We start from the raw sequence: 19,414 nt of genomic DNA on the forward strand, positions 1-19,414 counted from the left end.
AACACGCCGCGCCCGTTGGTCCCGCCGGTCAACCGCAGGCCGCGGTCTCTTTGCCGCGCAGGTAGGTTTCCAGGCGTTCCCTGTCCGCCCGGCAGACCGCGCCCCCCACAAAACGCTGAATAAGCAGAGCCAGTTGCGCCTGATGCAAGCCGTCCATCTCCTGCTGCAAGCGGTAATACATCCACACGCCGCCCCGACGGTCCTGCAGCCAGCCGCAGCGTTTCAGGGTGGCCAGATGGCGGGAAACGGTCGACTGCGGCATGTCCAGGGCCTGCATCAGATCGCAGACGCACAACTCCTGCCCAGACTGGAGCAAAATCAGGATCCGCAGCCGGGTTTCGTCGGCAAGCGATTTGAAAATTTCCACGGTTGTTTGCATCAGGCCACCATATCGTGAGCAGGAATTCCCGTCAAACATTCCCGAAACAGGCTCATCCATCTCGAATTACAGATACACAGCCTGCTGCCAACCCAGCGCGAGCACACATCCGCCAAGATGTGACCGCTATACGAACTAACACAATAGTAACATTTTCACAACAAAACAAACAATTAAGCAGCCGCGCACCCTTTTGCCGATTGACCCCGCACGCATTGCACCAAGGCTTGACGCATCCGTACAGGCGGATTAATATCATGGCCACAATTGGATCAACGCCGGCCAACAGGCCCGCCCCCTTCCCTCTTTCATCAAGGACGCGCCATGCGACAGCACCCTAAACAGCTTGGTTTTCTTGACCGCTTCCTCACCCTGTGGATCTTTCTCGCCATGTTCGCCGGCGTCATGCTGGGGTATGCCGCACCCGGCGCGCCGGACCTGATCAACGCCTTCCAGGTCGGGACCACCAACATCCCCATTGCCGTCGGCCTGATCATGATGATGTACCCGCCCCTGGCCAAGGTCCGGTACGAAAAATTGGGCCAGGTGTTCCGCAACGGCAAGGTCTTGCTTCTCTCCCTGGTGCAAAACTGGGTGATCGGCCCGGCGCTGATGCTGTTGCTGGCCATCGCCTTGCTTCCCGATCACCAGCACTATATGGTCGGCCTGATCCTCATCGGCCTGGCGCGCTGCATAGCCATGGTCATTGTCTGGAACGATCTGGCCGACGGCGACGCCGAATACTGCGCCGGCCTGGTGGCCTTCAACTCGATCTTTCAGGTGCTGTTCTTCTCCGTCTACGCCTGGATCTTCATCACCGTCATTCCCCGCTGGTTCGGCCTGACCGGGGCGGTGGTCGACGTCTCCATCGGCCAGATCGCCCAGTCGGTGTTCATCTACCTGGGCATTCCCTTTATTGCCGGCATGCTCAGCCGTTTGATCGGCGTCAGGATGAAAGGCGAGGACTGGTACGAAACGGTGTTCATCCCGCGCATCAGCCCCCTGACCCTGATCTTTCTCCTCTGCACCATCCTGGTGATGTTCTCGCTCAAGGGCGAGCACATCGTCCAATTGCCCCTGGACGTGCTGCGCATCGCCCTGCCTCTGACCGTCTATTTTCTGGTGATGTTCGCGCTCTCCTTCTTTCTTTCCATGCGGGCCGGGGCCACCTACGAACAAACCGTGACCCTGAGCTTCACCGCCGCCTCCAACAACTTTGAACTGGCCATTGCCGTTGCCATCGCGGTGTTTGGCGTCAACTCCGGCGAGGCCTTTGCGGCGGTTATCGGCCCCCTGGTTGAAGTGCCGGTGCTCATCGCCCTGGTCAATGTGGCCCTCAGGCTGAAAACCAAATACTTCCCGCAGGAACAGCGAACCCTCGCCGGGGTCTGCCACGTCCGCGCGCCCCAGGAGAACAGATCATGACAGACCCGGCAAGCCCGGATCGGGAAGCAACCGCGCCGCCCGCCAAGACCACCATTCTCTTCCTCTGCACCGGCAATGCCTGCCGCAGCCAGATGGCCGAGGGCTGGGCGCGGCATCTGCGCGGCGAGGTTGTCGCCCCCTATTCCGCCGGCATTGAACGGCACGGCTTGAACCCGTATGCGGTGCGGGTCATGGCCGAGGCCGGCGTCGACATTTCGCGCCAGCACTCCAAACTGACCACCGAGTTGCCGATTGCCGCCTTTGATTATGTGATCACCCTCTGCGGCCATGCCCACGAGACCTGCCCCTATTTCCCGGCCAAAACCATGCATCACGGCTTCCCTGATCCTCCCGAACTGGCGAAGACCGCCACGACGGAGGAGGAAATCCTTGCGGCCTACCGCACGGTGCGCGATCAGATCCGCGATTTTGTTGCAGCCCTGCCGGAGTCGCTCCGCACGTAGGCGCTCAGCGCTCGCCCGCTTGAGGATCTCCCGACGGCGCCGTCGCTGAAAATCGCGGCAGCGCCTGTGTTTTTCCCGTCCAGGGGCAAGAGAGGATTGCCTTTCCCGCTGCAATGGTTACAATTCAGCCACAATCTCGCATCCCCACCACACAACCAAGGAGAAAACCCCTATGCAAACACAGATTGGAACCCGCGACATCACCCGCGCCCAGGCAAAGCAGGAGGCTTCCACCGTTTTTCTGGCCAAGGTGTTCAACTGGATGGCCATCGGCCTTGCCGTCACCGGCGGCGTCGCCTTTCTCACCGCCCAGTCCGGCATGGTCAGAACGCTGGTGTCCAGCCCGCTCTTTCTCATCCTGGTGCTGGCAGAGTTGGGCATGGTCTTTTTCCTCTCCGCCCGCATCGACAAACTGCAGCCGGCCACGGCCACCGGGCTGTTTGTCGGCTATTCGGTGCTCAACGGCATCACCCTGTCCACGATCTTCCTGGCCTACACCCACGCCTCCATCGCCGCCACCTTCCTGGTGACCGCCGGCATGTTTGCGGCCATGGCAGTGTATGGCCTAGTCACCAAACGCGACCTTTCCGGCATGGGATCGTTCATGTTCATGGGCTTGATCGGCATTCTGCTGGCCTCGGTGGTCAACATTTTCCTGAAAAGCTCGGCCATGTACTGGGCGATTTCCGCCATCGGCGTACTGGTCTTTGTTGGCCTGACCGCCTACGACGTGCAGAAGATCAAAAACATCGGCGAAGAAGGCATTATGCAGCAGGGCGAATCCGCCATCCGCAAGGGGGCGATCATCGGCGCCCTGGCGCTCTACCTCGATTTCATCAACCTGTTCTTGATGCTGCTGCGCTTCTTCGGCGGCAGCCGCGACTGAACACCCCGCCTTTTTTAGGCGTCAACAAAGGGATCGACCAGGTCGATCCCTTTGCATTGTAAAGGGTTCCCGCTGCGTCGGGATTTTTCCTTTTTCTGCTTGACGCTTATAAATGAACATTATAATATCGTTCAATTTTATTGTTTCCGGCCTGCGACAGGCCTGAGATGGAAGAGAAGCGCACATATTGGATATGTGTCATTTATCAAGTTCTGGGAGGTAATACGCTATGTCTGTTTATGTTTTTGGTCACAAAAGTCCGGATACCGATTCTGTCACCGCTGCAATTGCCTATGCTGAGTTGATGAAAGCCCAAGGGGAAGATTATGTTCCCGTTATGCAGGGCAAACTGAATCCTGAAACAGAGACCGTACTCAAACGGTTTGGCTTTGCCGCTCCCGAGATCATGACCGACGCAGCCGGCAAAAAGGTTGCTCTGGTTGATCACAGCGACCTGGCGCAGGCTCCGGACAATCTCACTGCCAACGATGTTGTTGCCGTGGTTGACCATCACAAAATCGGCGACGTCACCACCAATCAGCCGATCTTTTTCTGCAACATGCCGGTTGGCTGTACCTGCACCGTGCTCAAGATCCTCTACGATGTGAACGGCGTGGCTGTTGCGCCCAAGGTTGCCGGCCTGATGCTTGCCGCCATCCTCAGCGATACCGTGAATTTCAAATCCCCGACCTGCACCCCTGAAGACAAGAAAGCAGTCAAAGAGTTGGCAGCCATTGCCGGCGTCACCGACTGCGACGAGCTGTTCATGGAAATGCTCAAAGCCAAGAGCGCTGTTGCCGGCGTTCCTGCCATGGATCTGCTCCACCGCGACTACAAAGACTTCGATATGAAGGGCAAAAAAGTTGGCGTTGGCCAGCTTGAGCTTGCCACCCTGGAGCAGGTTGCCGAGATGCGCGACGCCCTCTACAACGCCATGAAAGAGCAGAAAGGCAGCGAGCGTCATTCCGTGCTGCTGATGCTCACCGATGTTGTCAAGGAAGGCACCGACCTGATGGTCATCTCCGACGACCCGGCAATGATCGAGACCGCCTTTGGCGCCAAGCTCGCCGGCAACTCCATGTGGATTGACGGCATGATGAGCCGCAAGAAACAGACCATCCCGAATCTGCAGAAGGCTTTCGGCTGCTAAGCAGGATTGTTCCAGCAATAAAAAAAGGCCGCCCTCAGGGGCGGCCTTTTTTTATTGGCGCGTGTCTTTGCGTACCCGCATTGTTCGTTGTTATTGCGGCCCGCGCTGCTGTTGGTCCGACTGCCGCCGGGTCTGCCGAACCACCGCCTCGACTTCCGGATCGTTGGCCACGGAGAGTTTCAAGGCGACGAACCGGTTGGCGAAAATGGACGTTTTCCCCTCCGTCGCCGCCGGTGAGGACGGCTCGCCTTCCTGCCAGCGTCCATGCCCGTTCCAGTTGACGTCAAGCACGCCCAGGTATTTGCCGCGGGTTTCGGTCTGGGCGATCAAGGTCTTGTTGACCAAGAGAGGCGTCATGTTGCCAACCACGTGTCCAGACTGGAGAATGAGGTCGATGGCGTCATGGCTTCTGGCGATGTCCTGATTGTCCGGCAAGGAATAGTTGGACAACAACAGGATGAAATCCGCTTTGCCTTGCACCTCGGCCAAAACCGCCGGCAAACTGTCCCGCCAGGCGAGCGCCTGCGTCTCCCCGGCCTCGGCGCGCACAGCAGTGTGGTCGGCAAGCCCCAACACCGCGACCTTGAGCCCATTGACCTGACGCCACAGCACCGGCACCAACAAAGGCTTGCGCGTTTCGGGGTCGACCAGATTCAACGAAACCCAACTCCATCCAGGCGGTTTGTGATGCTGACGAAGGAAGGACATCCCGGCCGCCAGGTCCCGACTGCCGACGCCGGCCACGACGCCGCCCATTTTCTGGTTGGCCTCAATCACGCCGGCGGCGGTGATTTTGGCAGCCGTCATATTTTCCGGCGGCAAGACGTCGGCCGGGAACAGCAGATTGCCGCTGTTGACAATCAAGGCCGGACGATTCGGATCCGCAGCCAACTGTTTGGTTAAAAACGCTTTTTTGGACAGACCGCCCAATTTGTGGGAGCCTCAGCCGCAGCCGTCGAGTTCGCCGAGGTTGTCGTTGGCGTAGATGAACCGCAGCTCGGCCGCCTCCGCCCCGCCCCAGCTCAAAAGGGCCAGCAGGCAGAAAGCGGCCAGCACCGGTTGCAGTCTATTTTTTCCGCGTCTGTTGTTCGTGTTGTTCATGGTGTTGCGCTCGCTGTTTGAGTATCTGTTTCCATTTGGTGAGGCGATCTTTGATCACCGCCTCGTGTCCTCGGTTGGTCGGCTCGTAATAGACGTTGCCCGCAAGTTCCGGCGGCAGGTGCTCCTGCAGGACCAGCCCGTCGCGGTCGTCGTGGGCGTACTGATAGCCGTGGCCGTAGCCGAAATCCTTCATCAGCGCCGTGGGCGCGTTGCGAATGTGCAGGGGCACCGGCAGGGAGCCGGTGCGTTCAATATCCGCCCGCACCCGGTGGGTGCAGACGTAAACCGCATTGCTTTTCGGCGCCGTGGCCAGGTAGGCGGCCGCCTGATACAGGGCCAGTTCGCCCTCCGGAGAGCCCAGCATGTGATAGGCCTCGCGGCAGTTCAGCGCCACCTGCAAGGCCTGGGGATCGGCGTTGCCGATGTCCTCCGAGGCAAAGCGAATCATCCGCCGGGCAACGTAGAGGGGATCCTCGCCGCCGGTCAGCATCCGCCCCAGCCAGTAGACCGCGCCGTCCGGGTCGCTGTCGCGCAGGCTTTTGTGCAGGGCCGAAATCAGGTTGTAATGCTCCTCGCCCCTGGCATCGTAGCGCAGGGTCTTCTGCTGCAGGGTTTCCCGCACCTGGGCCGCGGTGATGGTTGACGCGCCCGGGGCAATCTCCGCCTCTGGTTGGCTCCGCAACAACTCCAAGGCAAGCGCGACCGTGGTTTCCAGATGATTGAGGGCCCGGCGGCAATCGCCGTCCGCCGCGTCGGCAAGCAGGGTCAAGGCCTCGTCGTCGATAGCCAACCCATGACGACCCAGGCCGAGGCTTGCGTCCGCAAGGGCCCGCCGCATCACCTGCTTGAGATCGTCGCGCTCCAGGGGGGCCAGCAACAGGACCTGACAGCGGGACAGCAGGGGCGCGGTGATCTGAAACGAGGGATTTTCCGTGGTCGCCCCAATCAAGGTGAGCAGGCCGCTTTCCACATGGGGTAGGAAGGCGTCCTGCTGACTCTTGTTGAAGCGGTGGATTTCATCGACAAAAAGAATGGTCGGGGTGTCGCTCCGTTCGCGCTCCACCTTGGCTTGATCGACAATCTGCCGGATCTCTTTGACCCCGGAAAGCACGGCCGAGAAAAAAACAAAATGGGCGGAAACGGTGTGAGCGAGGATGGTGGCCAGCGTGGTTTTGCCCGATCCCGGCGGCCCCCAGAGAAGCAACGACGGAATCCGGCCGCTGTCAAGCAGCTGTTTGAGGAATTTTCCTTCGCCGACCAGGTGGCGCTGGCCGACAAAATGTTCCAGTCGAGTCGGACGCATCCGGTCGGCAAGCGGGGTGTTGGCGGTTTTTGGCTCAAGCATGGCCGACTATACCCCAATGTGGGCAGAATGAACAGCAGGACGAGCCCCTCGGCAGCGCTTATCCGGCGCTATTGCTTGCCTTGCCCACCCGCCGATGGTAACATGAACGGTAGATTCTATGGGAGTTCCAGCGTGAGAACATCAATGAAACCTACCGTTGCCCTGCTTGCCGTTGACGACGGCCAAGCGGACGCGATCCTGGCGGTTCTGTCGCGGCGACACATTCTCCGTTGCCGCAACGAGCAGGATGCGCTGGCGGCCTGCGCCAATCAGGCCGTGGCCTTGATCCTGATCGTCGACAACCCGCCCGCCCTTGACGGACGCCAGGCATACATCCAACTTGCAGGCGCGCAACCGGGCCTGTCCGGCGTGCTGCTTTCCGCCGCCCCCAGCCCTCAACTGCTGCAAGGCGCCCTGGAGGCCGGTTTCTCCGGGTTGGTGGAGCTGCCGCTCAACCCCGCCTATCTTGCCCGGGTGGTGCAGCAAGCCCTGGAGCGCCACAGCCTGCAACGGGAAAACACCCGTCTGCGCACCCTGATCCCCCTGTACAGTTTGGGCGAGCAGTTTCTTGCCGCCTCCACGGAGCCGGAGATCCTCGAAGGCCTGATCAATGCGGTCGATCAGCAGACAGGGGCCACCCATATCTCGGTAATGCTGCTTGACGCCAAAGAGCAGTGTCTGCGCATAGCCGCCTCGCGCGGCATGGATCCGGTCCTGGCGCGGTCGATCTGCCTGCAGCCCGGCGACCAGATCGCGGGCTGGGTGTTCCTACAGGGAAAAGCAGTGATTCTCAACAAGGAAGATCAGGACGACTCCATTTTCTCCCCGTTGCTGCGACAACCCGACATCGTTTCCGCCATTTCCTTTCCGCTGAGAATCCGCGAACGGGTCATCGGCGTCCTCAACGTCAGCCAGAAGGCGACCGATGAACGATTTTCCGACGCCGACAACGAGATGCTGGGCATCATCTGCAGCCAGGCCGCCAACGCCCTGGAAAATCTGCGGGCGCGGCTGCAACTGGCGGAAACCACACGCACGCGCACCCTGTTTGAACAGTACGTGGCCCCCGAGGTGGCGGAACTGCTTTTAACCCGCAATTCCGACCTGATGGAGCTGGGCGAGATCACCGAGGTGACGGTGCTGTTTGCCGACATCAGAAACTTCACCCGATTGGTTCAGCATATCGACCTGCGGGAACTCCGTCTGTTTCTCAACGATTTTTTTCAGTTTTTTACCGAGGAAGTGTTTCAGTGGCAGGGCACGGTCGATAAATTCATGGGGGATGCGGTGCTGGCGGTCTTCGGGGCACCGGTCAAACAGGAGCGACCGAGCCTGGCGGCGGCGCGAGCGGCTTGGACGATCAGGGCGCGCTTTGCGGCCCTGCGCGAGCAATGGCTGCAACGCGGCGCCGAATTCGCCGACGTCGATCTGGGCATCGCCGTAACCAGCGGCACGATATTCCTCGGCAATATCGGCTCCGCCCGGCGCCTCGATTACACCGTGGTCGGCAACGAGGTCAACATTGCCCAGCGGTTGGCGGCGGAATCGTCGTCGTGTCGGATCTACGTCACCGACGCGGTGCGGCAGGCGATCAGCGATAGTTTTGCCGTCAAGGCCTTAGGAGAGATGCAGCTGCGCGGGCTGGAGAACACCATCCCGGTCTTCTGCATTACGGAAGAAAAAAAACCCTCGCTGTGACGCGGGGGTACATCAGGGGGCGCCACCGATAAAGCGGCCGAATTTCTGCCACCAGCTTCCTCGCTGCCCCTGGTTTTGCCGTATCGCCTCGCGCAACTCCAGCATCTGCGGATCTTCCGGGTCGCCAATAAATTCCACCCCCATCTTAAACGCCCGTATTTCCTCCTGGCGCACCAGCCCCATCCAGACGGGCTGGGCCAGAAGCATGCACTGATTGAGATCCGGAGGATGATCGATCATCAGTTGCAGCACGCAGTCGTCGACTTCGCGGGTCGAATGGAAGACATGAAAATTGTTGTGCATCACCTGACTCATCAGCAGACAGGCCCCGTGGGCCGACAAATCGATGATCCGACCGGCAAATGGGCCGGCAAAAACGCGGTTGTCTTGTGCGCCGACAACACGCACTTCCAGGGGAAGATAATCGAGGATGCGTTGGGACCTGCGGGATTCGGAGTCCATAAAGGCCTGTTCTTTTACGGCGCGGCTGTTATCGGGATGAAAAAAGAGACGTCCCGGTGTATGATGCTGACTCGAATGCATAGTAGCACACCCGGAACTGTTCGGAACAATGAAATCTTACAACAGCAGGCAGCAACAGCCTCTTTTCGGCGCGCTGCCTGCTTTCTTTTTGGCGAACTCGCCAAGAGGGGCAATGAAATTACGAAATCAAGAGCTGTTGCGCTCCCAGTGTTACGCGAACGGCAAATGGGTCGAAAACGCGGACGGCGGCCGGATAGCGGTCTTTGACCCGGCCAACGGCAAACCGGTTGGATCGGTTCCGGCCATGAGCGGCAGGGAAACGGCGACCGTCATTGAAGCCGCGCACCGGGCTTGGCCGGCCTGGCGGGCCCTCACCGCCAAGGAAAGGTCCCGCCTGCTGCGGCGCTGGTACGATCTGCTGGTGGCTCACCATCAGGACCTGGCGGTCATCATGACCATGGAGCAAGGCAAACCGCTGGCTGAGGCGCGCGAAGAGGTGCTCTACGGCGCCGGCTACATCGAGTGGTACGCCGAGGAAGCCAAACGGGTCTACGGCGACACCATCCCCATGGCCCAGCAGGGCAAACGGATTGTCGTCCTCAAGGAGCCGGTGGGCGTCTGCGCCGCCATCACCCCCTGGAACTTCCCCTCGTCGATGATCTCCCGCAAGGCGGCCCCGGCCCTGGCCGCAGGCTGCCCAGTGGTGGTCAAGCCCGCCAGCCAAACGCCCTTTTCCGCCCTGGCCCTGGCCTGGCTGGCCGAACAGGCCGGCATCCCGCCCGGCGTTTTCAATGTGGTGACCGGGCCAGCAGCGGAGATCGGCGCCGAGATGACCGCCAACCCGCTGGTGCGTAAACTCAGCTTCACCGGTTCCACCGCAGTGGGCAAGATTCTCATGCGCGATTGCGCGGCCACGGTGAAGAAAGTTTCCCTGGAACTCGGCGGCCATGCCCCGTTTATCGTCTTTGACGACGCAGATCTTGACGAGGCGGTGCGCGGGGCCATAGCCTCCAAGTACCGCAATTCCGGGCAGACCTGCGTCTGCGCCAACCGTTTTTTTGTGCAGGAAGGGGTGTACGCGCAATTTGCCGGAAAGTTGGTCGAAGCGGTGCAACGGCTCCGGGTGGGCAATGGTTTCCAGGATGGGGTGCAGCAGGGACCGCTGATCGACCTGACCGCCGTGTTGAAAGTTGAGGCGCAAATCGACGACGCCATAAGCAAGGGCGCCCGGGTCGCCTGCGGCGGCAAACGGGTGGGCGACGCGGGCTTTTTCTTTGAGCCCACGGTGTTGCTCGACGCCACCCCTGAGATGTTGATCGCCAGGGACGAGACCTTTGGCCCTGTAGCCCCGCTCTTCTCCTTCAAGAAGGACAGCGAAGCCGTGACCCTGGCCAACGCCACTCCCTACGGGTTGGCCTCGTATTTTTACAGTCGGGACATCGGCCGCATCTGGCGAACCGCCGAGTCGTTGGAATACGGCATGGTAGGGGTCAACACCGGCCGAATGTCGTCGGAGGCGGCGCCGTTTGGCGGCATCAAGGAGTCGGGCATTGGCCGCGAAGGCTCAAAATACGGGATCGAAGAATACCTGGAGATGAAGTATCTCTGCCTGGGAGGGTTGGGACAAAGAGAATAAGGCCGCGTTGTTTTCAGGAAGCGGCGGGGTCTGGCTCCAGATCGCGGCTGTCGACAAAGGCGTAGGCGCTGTGTTTGTGAATCGACTCAAAGCTCTCCACCCCCACCGAGAACCAGGCGATCTCGGGGTGGGCCATCGCCTGCTGGGCCACCTTGCGGGCCACGTCCTCGACAAACATCGGCTGGGCGTAGGCTTGCTCGGTCACATATTTTTCATCGGGGCGCTTGAGCAGGGCATAGACCTCGGACGAGCCGCACACCTCGACCAGACTGATCAGATCCTCCAGCCAGATCAGGGCCAGCGGCCGCACCGTCAGGGTGACTTCGGCCCGCTGATTGTGCGCCCCGGCCGCGCTGATTTCCTTGGAGCAGGGGCAGAGGGTGGTGACCGGAACCACCACGGTCAGCACCGGCTCGCCGCTGGTTTCCGAAGAGGCAAGGAAGGCGCACTGGTATTCCATCAGACTGGGCGTGCCCGTGACCGGCGCCTGCTTGGCGATGAAATAGGGGAACCGCATCTCCAACTGCGCCTCAGCGGCCTGCAGCTGCTCGCGCACTCTGCCCAGCAGGGCCGGAAAAACACCGGAATGGATATCCGGCAGAAACTCCGCCAGGAGTTGGGTCATGACGCTGACGCAGGAGTCGAGACCGTCTCGGGGCGTCTGCGCCTGCAGATTGATCGTGGCCACGGTGTGCTGGACGCTGCCGCCCTTTTCAGGGATGCAGACCGGACAGGTAAAGTTGTTGACGCCAACGGATTGTAGGGGCATGGGCAGGTCTCACAGTGAAAGATGCACGCCCATTACCCCATTTTATCGGGATCGGCAACCGCCATTGACGGTCTCGGCCTGTGTGTCCAAGGGCGCCAATCCGCCCCCAAAGATTGCGGGCCGCTGCTTCTTTGTTTGATCGTTGCCGCGAACCGTGGTATTTTGACCCGATAAAAATTACAGAAAATATCCAACATGGACACTGTACGCATCGACAAATGGCTGTGGGCCGCCCGGTTTTTCAAGACCCGGTCCCTGGCGGCCAAGGCGGCGAGCGCCGGCCATGTGACCCTCGACGGCAACAAAATCAAGCCGGCGCGGATGATCCAGGCGGGCGACATGCTGACCATTCGCCAAGGGGTTTTCGAGTGCGTGGTCCAGGTGCTTGTGCTCAGCGAACAGCGCGGCCCGGCCGCGACTGCCCGCACCCTCTACGAGGAAACGGCGGCGTCCCTGGCCAAACGGGAGCAACTGGCTGCCGAGCGCAAGGCGCTGAACCTGCAAGGCAATCAGCCGGACCGGCGGCCGGACAAACATGAACGGCGGAAAATCCGTCAATTTTTAAAAAAAGAATAGGTTGTGGAAGGAGAAAGCATGAGACGAGTGGAGCGGGCGCTGATCAGCCTGACCGATAAAGCAGGGGGTGAAGATTTTGCCGGGGCGCTGGCCGCCATGGGGGTTGAGATTCTTTCCACGGGCGGCACGGCCCAGAAGCTGCGCGCAAGCGGCCTTACGGTAACCGACGTATCCGAATTCACCGGTTTCCCCGAAATGCTCGACGGCCGGGTCAAGACCCTCCATCCCCTGGTCCACGGCGGCATTCTCAACCAACGCGACAACGCCGACCATCAGGAGCAGTGCCGACAACACGGCATCAAACCCATCGACATTATTGCGGTCAATCTCTACGCCTTTGCCAAAACCGTGGCCAACCCCGACTGCACCCTGATCGACGCCATCGAGAACATCGACATCGGCGGCCCCACCATGCTGCGGGCCTCGGCCAAAAATTTCCAGGACGTCACGGTCATCGTCGATCCCGCCGATTATCCTCTGGTGCTGGCGGAACTGCAGGCCCACGGCAACACCACCCTGGCCACCCGTTTTCGTTTGGCGCGCAAGGTTTTTGAACTGACCGCCAGCTACGACGCCGCCATTGTCCAGTGGCTGCGTCAGGTTGATCCGGAAACCAACCCTTATTTTGCCGGAGCGGGCGATCATGCGTAAAATGGCGGTGCTGCTCTCGGGCAGCGGCAGAACCCTGGACAACTTCCACGACCGAATCACCGCCGGAACCTTGCAGGCCGAGATCCCGGTGGTCGTCTCCAATGTGGCCTCGGCCCTTGGGCTGGAGAAGGCTAGGCGCTACGGCTACCCCGCCTTCCATGCCAAAAACGACGGGGAGATCAATCGCATTCTCGCCGACTACGAGGTCGATCTCATCGCCCTGGCCGGCTACTTGAAGCTGTACACGCCGCCCGAGGCGCTGAGCCGGGCGGTGCTCAACATTCATCCGGCGCTCATTCCCGCCTTTTGTGGGGCCGGCTACTACGGCCACCACGTCCATGAGGCGGTCAAGGCCAGGGGCTGCACGGTGAGCGGCTGCACGGTTCATTTTGCCAACGAATCCTACGACCAGGGGCCCATTGTGCTGCAGCGGTGCGTGGCCCTGGACGACAGCGACACCCCGGACGAGATCGCCGACCGAGTGTTTGCGTTGGAATGCGAGACCTATCCCGAGGCGATCAATCTGGTGGATGCACGAGGCGTTGACTATTTCTGGAACAGGGTGAAAGCATGACCGCACGGACCATTATGATCGGCAGAGACATCGAACGCAGCCTGGATCGCATCAGCCTGGAGATCGTCGAGCGCAACCACGGGGTGACCGGCCTCTCGATTATCGGCATCCACACCGGCGGCGTCTTTCTGGCCCAACGGATCAAGCAGAAAATCGAGGAGCGGGAAGAGACGACCCTGCCCACGGGCAATGTCGACATCACCCTGTACCGCGACGACTGGAGCCTCATCTCCCAGAATCCGATCGTCAAAAAATCGGACATCGGGTTTCTTCTGGAAGACAAGCGGGTCATTCTGGTGGACGACGTGGTCTTCACCGGCCGGACCATCCGCGCCGCCATGGACGCCATCATGGATTACGGCCGTCCGTTGTCGATCCAACTGGCGGTGCTGGTTGACCGCGGCGGCCGCGAACTGCCGATCCAGCCTGACTATATCGGCATGAGCGTCAGCCCCGCTCCCAACGAACGGGTGGATGTCCTGTTGAGCGAAAAGGACGACCGCGACGCGGTGGTGCTGTCCAAGCGTTGACCCTGCCCACCGGGCCAATAGTTCTTAACCGCCGACTTTACCCCCGACCTCTGAGGAGACGCCTCCCACGCCATGACTGAGCAAGCGGCATCCCCCGTCATTCCCGCCGACCTGGAAATAGTATGCCGGCGCATCCGCGAAAAAGCGGAGAGTTACGAGCAATACAATTTTTCCCAGGGCCGCAACGACTTCCTCAAAGCCTTTTTCGACCTGGCGCAGGAATACGATTCTCTGGAGGACTTCTACCGGATCTGCGTATCCGTGCCGCTGGCCCTGGTCGGCGTCGCCAGCGCCGTGTATCTCTGTCAGGGCGAGGAAGACGGCCTGCAATTGGTCTGCTCCAGCGAGCGCGGCGTGCTCGCCCAGCCCGAGCCGGCGCGCTATCCCATCCAAATGCAGGAAACCCCCTACGAACTGGCTGGCTCCTACATTGCCCCGATTTTCAGCAAGTACCCCTATAGCCGCAAGGAAAACGGGTGCGGGCGACAGGAGCCGGAGCAGATCAGGCTGTGGGAGGATGTGCATGGGCTGTGCGGCGGCGGCAGGACACTGGGGATGTATGAAGTCCACCGCAAGGAAGGGCTCACAGAGGCCGACAAATTCTTCTTTGCCAAATACGCCAATCGGATCGGCTACAACCTGGCCAACCGCCTGATTGCCAGTCAGAACATTGAACGGTTGAAGTTCATCAACACCCTGGTCATCGACATCGAACACAACATCATTGTGCCGAACATGTATTTCCGGCATTTGTTCAACCAGCTCAAGAAAAAAATCGGTTTGATCGACGAGCTGAAAAAGGAGATTGCCGGCAGTCACGACCTGGAACAGCTTGCCAGCCCTTGCAGCCACTGCTGCGGCCAACTGCAGACCGTGCAGAACGAACTGCTCAAGTATTACCAGGAAATTGTCAAACACCACGCCAACATGAGCCTGTTTATCGAGAGCCTGTTCCGGCGCGAACACTTTGAACGCGGCCATCTGGTGCTCCATCCTAAACGCTGCTTTGTCGAAAAAGAGGTGATCATGCCGCAGTTGGAGCACTACGCCAGTCGGCTGCAGGCCGCCGGCGTGGTGGTGGATCGACCGCGCAACATGCACGAGGAGGAATTCCCGATTCTGGTCGACATTGGCCTGTTGGCCCAGGTCTACGCCAACCTCTTTTCCAATGCGGCCAAGTACACCAAGGAGGTCGTCGATCACGAGGGACGGCCCCGCAAGGCCATGGCCTATGGCCGGGAAGTGGTCGAGAATTTTCTCCGCCCCGGCCAGCGGGGCATCAAATTCAACGTGTTCACCACCGGCCCCAACATGCCGACCGAACAAGGCAACCGCTTGTTCCAGGAAGGCATGCGCGGCGACGACAACACCGATGTCCCCGGCACCGGCCACGGGTTGTCGTTCATCCGGCTGGTGGTCGAGATGCACGGCGGCCTGGTGGGCTACGAGCCCACGCCCGAAGGCAATAATTTTTATTTCATCCTTCCGCTTCCGCCCCTCAACTATCCGTTGGTTTTGAGTGCGCCCCACGAATAGGCCTTCTTTTTCCCCTGTCTTGACGTTTTCGCCGCGGCCCTTGGGCCAAGGCGCAGCCGCACTCTGACGCAACCTCCCGGATTCCATCGCATGACGCCAACCGATTCTGCACCGCCCTCTCCTTCGCCCATGGAACTGCTCGCTCCGGCCGGCTCCTTGGCTGCCTTTGAGGCCGCCCTGCAGGAGGGCGCCGACGCCGTCTACATCGGCGCACCTGGTTTAAACGCCCGCGCCCTGGCCAGGGACTTCACCTTTGGCGAAATCGCGGCCATGACCGCACACGCCCACGCGTGCGGCAAAAAAATCTACGTGGCCATGAACAGCCTGATGAAAGAAGACGAGGTCCGTCAGGCCCTGGAGACGCTGTCGATGCTGGCCAAGATCGGCCCGGACGCCCTGATCCTCCAGGATCTGGGGGTTTTGCATCTGGCGCGCCGCTTTTTTCCGCAACTGGCGGTCCACGCCTCGACCCTGATGACCGTCAACAATTCCATGGCCGCCGCGCACCTCAAACGCCTTGGCTTTGAACGCATCGTCCTGGCGCGCGAACTCAGCCTGGAAGAAATCGGCGCCATCCACGACCGTTGCGACGTGCCGCTGGAAATCTTCATTCACGGGGCCATGTGTTTCAGCTACTCCGGCCTGTGCCGTTTTTCCAGCCTCCACGGCGGCAAATCCAGCCTGCGAGGCCAGTGCGTCCAACCCTGTCGTCGCCGTTATGAATGGCAACCCTCGGGAAAACGCAGTGTCGGCGGGCATGCCGGCAAGGGCCTTGGCTATTTTTTTTCGATGAACGATCTCAGCGGCATCGAGCATCTGGCCGAGGTGCGGCAGGCGGGCGTGGTCAGCCTCAAAATCGAGGGGCGGCTTAAGTCCGTGGAGTATGTCCGCAACACGGTTCGCGCCTATCGTTTGGCCTTAAACGCGCTTGATGCTCCGCCGCAACAGCGCAGCGGCATGCTTGAAGAGGCCCAGCGGTATCTGGACGCCGCCATGGGCAGGAAGCGGTCGTCGGGATTTTTTGTGCCCGGCAAGGAAGACCGGATGATTTTGCCCAAGCTTTCGGGCAGCACCGGCGAGGTAATCGGCAAGGTCACCCGGATTGACGAGGTCAAGGGCTTCCGGGGAGCTCGAACACTCACCCTGCAGGTTGGGCTGCAGACGGCGGTCAAGCTGGGCGACCGCTTGCGCCTGTATGAGGAACGGAGCGGGGATCGCAAGAGCTTTTCCCTGCGCGCCTTGACCGTGAAAGGCAAGCAGGTTGACCAAGCGCAGTCAGGTCAGACGGCGCTGATCACCCTGCCCGACATTGAGCCAAGCATTTTTCGCCAACCCTCGCATGGCCTGTTGTTTCGGATCGACGTCAGCGGACGGGCGGAAAATCAACGCTCGGCTCTGACGCGAAGCGCCGCCAAAATGCCGCCGCCTCTGCCAGATCCCTTCCAAGTCGAAAAAGCCCTGACGACGCTGGCCATGGGCACGGAGCATAAACGCGACGGCCGCGACCGCTCGCCAAGCCAGCGACCAGCAGCCGAACGCAATCGTCCGCCCCAAACACGCCCCACTGGGCCGCAGTGGTGGCTCAAGGCCCAATCTCTGGAATCGCTCGGTCAGCGCTATCCGTTCAGGGTAGCCAAGTTTTTGATCGACCTGAACCAACGCAATCTCGAATATTTTTTGTACGTCCGACAACGACGCAGCGCCAAGCTGCCCCCCTTGGTGTGGGCCTTGCCAACGGTGATTCACGAAGCGCAACTACCCGGGGTCCGGAAAGCGGTCGAACAGATTCGGCTTCTGGGGCCAAGCTGTTTTCAAATCAGCCAGATCGGGCAGATGGCTCTGTTTTCGGATGAAGGGCAAACGCCAACCGAACACAGCCTCGCAGTGTACGGCGACTACAGCTGCAACGCGCTCAACAGCCCGGCCCTTCGGATGTACGGCGAATGCGGGCTGGCCGGCGTCCAATTTTCCCTGGAAACGGATCGAGCGACCCTTGCCGCCGCCCTAACCCATTTCTCTCAATCCCCCCTGCCGCAAGACGACCAGCGTATGCAGGTCGGGCTCCATGTCTATGGCCGGCCGCCGCTCTTCTCCGCGCGCCTGGACGCCCCGCATTTCCAGGGGCAGCGAACTTTTGCCAGCTCCCGGGGGGAACGATTTTACCTCGACCGCCGCGAAGAAACCCTGTATGCCTTTTCGCACTCGGCCTTTTCCCTGCTGCAATACACGGACGAACTTGTCCAGGCGGGGGTCGATTATCTGGTGGTGGACATCAGCCATGGACAGGCCAAACGGGAGTGCGCCGAGGTGACGGCTCTGCTGAGCGGCCGAGGCGACACGCCCACGGTTTTTTCCGGCAACTACGCTGGCGCACTTGTCTGAAATAGGGTAAATGCTGGCCCGAAGAGCGCAAGGTTGATCCCTTGCTGTGAAGATTTCTCTCTATTCCACGACTTTCGTTTTTTCTTTTTGATGGACAACAAAACCCTTTTTTTAAAACTGCAAACGGTGTTGAAACCGTATCACACCAAACTGCTGCTGGCTATGGGCGGCATGATTGCGGTGGGCGGCTTCAACGCCTTGCAGGCCTATATGGTCAAGCCCCTGCTTGACGAAATTTTCGTTAATCACGATGCTCGCCTACTGCATCTGTTGCCACTGGGGCTGATTGCGATTTTTTTCGTCAAAGGCCTTTTCTTTTTCATGTATTCTTATCTCCTGGAGATGGTCGGCCAGTGCGTGATTCGCGACCTGCGCAACAAGATTTACACCCACCTCCATGACATGCCGCTTCATTTTTTCCACCAGCATCCCACCGGCGAACTGATCTCGCGGATCATGAACGACGTCACCATGCTGCAAGGGTCGGTGACGCATGCCCTGATCCGGACGCTGCGCGATTTTTTTTCCGTGATTGGGTTGATCGGCGTCATCTTCTTCATGGATTGGCGACTCGCCCTGGTGTCCATGCTCTTCCTGCCCATGGCCGCCGTGCCCATTGTTGTTTTCGGCAAGAAGTTCCGGAGAATCAGCACCACCTACCAAACCAAAATTGGCGAGGCCACCAGCCAACTGCATGAAACCATTGCCGGGGTGCGCATCGTCAAGGCCTTTGGCATGGAGCAATTTGAAAAACAACGCTTCGGCGCTAAAATGCAGGGCATCATGGACACCCTGATGTTGGAGACCAAGTACAGTTGTCTCTCGCATCCGATGATCGAATTCCTCGGCGGCATCGGCATGGCCATGATCATCTGGTTTGGCGGCACCCAGGTATTGCAGGGCAACTCCACGCCTGGCTCCTTCATGTCCTTCTTGACCGCGTTGATTATGCTCTACGAACCGGTCAAAGGCGTCAGCAAAATCAACACCACCATTCAACAGGGGCTGGCGGCATCCACCCGGATTTTCACCCTCCTGGATCTCCAACCGGACATCCGCGAAACCGCCGAGGCTGTTGTCTTGAAACCGTTCAAGAGCAGCATTGTTTTTGCAGACGTCAGTTTCCATTACGAAAACAACGAAACAGTCATTAAGCATCTCAACCTTCGCGTCAACCGGGGCGAGGTGCTGGCCGTGGTCGGGCCTAGCGGCAGCGGCAAGACGACGCTAGCCAACCTGCTCCCCCGTTTTTACGAGGTCAGCCAAGGGGCCGTGCGCATTGACGACGTGGATATCCGCCAGGCCACCTTTGCCTCACTCCGCAGTCAGATGGCGCTGGTGACGCAACAGACAATTCTGTTCAACGACACGGTCCGCAACAACATCGCCTACGGACGGCCCGACTGTCCGGAGGAAAAGATAATCGAGGCGGCGCGGTCAGCTTTTGCATTGGATTTCATCATGGAGCTGCCCCAGGGATTTGACACCATCATCGGCGAATCCGGCGCCCGCCTCTCCGGCGGTCAGCAGCAGCGAATTTCCATCGCCAGAGCCTTGCTCAAGGATGCCCCAATCCTGATTCTGGACGAAGCGACTTCTGCTCTTGACACCGAATCGGAACGCGAAGTGCAGAAGGCTTTAGAAAATCTCATGCAAAACCGCACCACCATCGTCATCGCCCACCGCCTGTCAACCATTCAAAACGCAGATCGGATCATTGTCCTCAAAGACGGGCAGTTGGTGGAAGAAGGAACACATGGAGAGTTGCTTGCATCGAAAGGGGAATATAGCGGATTGTATCACTTGCAATTCAAATAATATATAACAGC

General features: G+C 59.9%; 19 protein-coding genes. 13 read left to right on the forward strand and 6 right to left on the reverse strand.

Annotation, left to right across the window (positions count from 1 at the left end; genetic code table 11):
- Positions 1–28: 28 nt before the first annotated feature.
- Positions 29–379 (reverse strand): metalloregulator ArsR/SmtB family transcription factor, encoded by a 351-nt coding sequence (locus RCH93_RS01930; protein WP_306546567.1) that lies wholly within the window; start codon positions 377–379, stop codon positions 29–31.
- 324 nt (positions 380–703) lie between these two features.
- Between RCH93_RS01930 and arsB the strand changes: the two genes are divergently transcribed.
- From arsB to RCH93_RS01950, 4 genes are all read left to right on the forward strand, one after another.
- Positions 704–1,804 carry an ACR3 family arsenite efflux transporter gene (gene arsB / locus RCH93_RS01935; protein WP_306546569.1) on the forward strand — a complete coding sequence of 367 codons (1,101 nt, stop codon included), beginning with the start codon at positions 704–706 and terminating at the stop codon, positions 1,802–1,804.
- Positions 1,801–2,268, forward strand: a complete 468-nt coding sequence (locus RCH93_RS01940; protein ID WP_306546571.1) for an arsenate reductase ArsC — start codon at positions 1,801–1,803, stop codon at positions 2,266–2,268. Before arsB ends, RCH93_RS01940 begins: the two co-directional genes overlap by 4 nt.
- A gap of 172 nt (positions 2,269–2,440) precedes the next feature.
- Positions 2,441–3,154, forward strand: a complete 714-nt coding sequence (locus RCH93_RS01945; RefSeq protein ID WP_306546573.1) for a Bax inhibitor-1/YccA family protein — start codon at positions 2,441–2,443, stop codon at positions 3,152–3,154.
- Positions 3,155–3,383: 229 nt separating this feature from the next.
- Complete coding sequence (locus tag RCH93_RS01950; RefSeq protein WP_306546576.1) at positions 3,384–4,304, forward strand: manganese-dependent inorganic pyrophosphatase; 921 nt, start codon at positions 3,384–3,386, stop codon at positions 4,302–4,304.
- 90 nt (positions 4,305–4,394) lie between these two features.
- Here RCH93_RS01950 and RCH93_RS01955 read toward each other — a convergent pair whose 3' ends face one another.
- The 3 genes from RCH93_RS01955 to RCH93_RS01965 are packed head-to-tail and all read right to left on the reverse strand — an operon-like array spanning position 4,395 to position 6,750.
- Complete coding sequence (locus RCH93_RS01955) at positions 4,395–5,234, reverse strand: hypothetical protein (RefSeq protein WP_306546577.1); 840 nt, start codon at positions 5,232–5,234, stop codon at positions 4,395–4,397.
- A gap of 12 nt (positions 5,235–5,246) precedes the next feature.
- The gene (locus RCH93_RS01960; RefSeq protein ID WP_306546579.1) at positions 5,247–5,405 is read right to left on the reverse strand and encodes a hypothetical protein; all 159 of its coding nucleotides are present in this window, start codon (positions 5,403–5,405) and stop codon (positions 5,247–5,249) included.
- On the reverse strand, positions 5,371–6,750 hold the full coding sequence (locus RCH93_RS01965) for a replication-associated recombination protein A (protein WP_306546581.1): 1,380 nt from the start codon (positions 6,748–6,750) through the stop codon (positions 5,371–5,373). The genes RCH93_RS01960 and RCH93_RS01965 overlap by 35 nt, the downstream gene beginning before the upstream one ends.
- A 144-nt stretch (positions 6,751–6,894) precedes the next feature.
- Here RCH93_RS01965 and RCH93_RS01970 point away from each other — a divergent pair, with 144 nt between their 5' ends.
- Entirely contained in the window at positions 6,895–8,448 is a 1,554-nt protein-coding gene (locus RCH93_RS01970; RefSeq protein ID WP_306546583.1) for an adenylate/guanylate cyclase domain-containing protein, read from the forward strand.
- A gap of 12 nt (positions 8,449–8,460) precedes the next feature.
- On the opposite strand, the gene RCH93_RS01975 is transcribed toward RCH93_RS01970, so the two are convergent.
- On the reverse strand, positions 8,461–8,910 hold the full coding sequence (locus RCH93_RS01975; RefSeq protein ID WP_306546585.1) for a hypothetical protein: 450 nt from the start codon (positions 8,908–8,910) through the stop codon (positions 8,461–8,463).
- A 193-nt stretch (positions 8,911–9,103) separates the two neighbouring features.
- Between RCH93_RS01975 and RCH93_RS01980 the strand changes: the two genes are divergently transcribed.
- On the forward strand, positions 9,104–10,567 hold the full coding sequence (locus tag RCH93_RS01980) for an NAD-dependent succinate-semialdehyde dehydrogenase (RefSeq protein ID WP_306546586.1): 1,464 nt from the start codon (positions 9,104–9,106) through the stop codon (positions 10,565–10,567).
- Between the two features lie 13 nt (positions 10,568–10,580).
- On the opposite strand, the gene RCH93_RS01985 is transcribed toward RCH93_RS01980, so the two are convergent.
- Positions 10,581–11,336 carry a GTP cyclohydrolase I FolE2 gene (locus RCH93_RS01985; RefSeq protein ID WP_306546587.1) on the reverse strand — a complete coding sequence of 252 codons (756 nt, stop codon included), beginning with the start codon at positions 11,334–11,336 and terminating at the stop codon, positions 10,581–10,583.
- Positions 11,337–11,531: 195 nt separating this feature from the next.
- Between RCH93_RS01985 and RCH93_RS01990 the strand changes: the two genes are divergently transcribed.
- From RCH93_RS01990 to msbA, 7 genes are all read left to right on the forward strand, one after another.
- Positions 11,532–11,912 (forward strand): RNA-binding S4 domain-containing protein, encoded by a 381-nt coding sequence (locus tag RCH93_RS01990; protein WP_306546589.1) that lies wholly within the window; start codon positions 11,532–11,534, stop codon positions 11,910–11,912.
- An 18-nt stretch (positions 11,913–11,930) separates the two neighbouring features.
- The gene (locus tag RCH93_RS01995) at positions 11,931–12,563 is read left to right on the forward strand and encodes an IMP cyclohydrolase (protein WP_306546591.1); all 633 of its coding nucleotides are present in this window, start codon (positions 11,931–11,933) and stop codon (positions 12,561–12,563) included.
- A complete protein-coding gene (locus tag RCH93_RS02000; RefSeq protein ID WP_306546593.1) occupies positions 12,556–13,137 on the forward strand; it encodes a phosphoribosylglycinamide formyltransferase in 582 nt (193 codons plus the stop codon). Before RCH93_RS01995 ends, RCH93_RS02000 begins: the two co-directional genes overlap by 8 nt.
- Positions 13,134–13,667, forward strand: a complete 534-nt coding sequence (gene pyrR, locus RCH93_RS02005) for a bifunctional pyr operon transcriptional regulator/uracil phosphoribosyltransferase PyrR (protein WP_306546595.1) — start codon at positions 13,134–13,136, stop codon at positions 13,665–13,667. Before RCH93_RS02000 ends, pyrR begins: the two co-directional genes overlap by 4 nt.
- A gap of 72 nt (positions 13,668–13,739) precedes the next feature.
- Complete coding sequence (locus RCH93_RS02010; RefSeq protein WP_306546597.1) at positions 13,740–15,203, forward strand: sensor histidine kinase KdpD; 1,464 nt, start codon at positions 13,740–13,742, stop codon at positions 15,201–15,203.
- 90 nt (positions 15,204–15,293) lie between these two features.
- Positions 15,294–17,585 carry a peptidase U32 family protein gene (locus RCH93_RS02015; RefSeq protein WP_306546599.1) on the forward strand — a complete coding sequence of 764 codons (2,292 nt, stop codon included), beginning with the start codon at positions 15,294–15,296 and terminating at the stop codon, positions 17,583–17,585.
- Positions 17,586–17,675: 90 nt separating this feature from the next.
- Entirely contained in the window at positions 17,676–19,403 is a 1,728-nt protein-coding gene (gene msbA / locus RCH93_RS02020) for a lipid A export permease/ATP-binding protein MsbA (RefSeq protein WP_306546600.1), read from the forward strand.
- Positions 19,404–19,414: the final 11 nt, after the last annotated feature.

The organism is Desulfobulbus sp., from assembly GCF_030824455.1.
Taxonomy (GTDB): Bacteria; Desulfobacterota; Desulfobulbia; order Desulfobulbales; family Desulfobulbaceae; genus Desulfobulbus.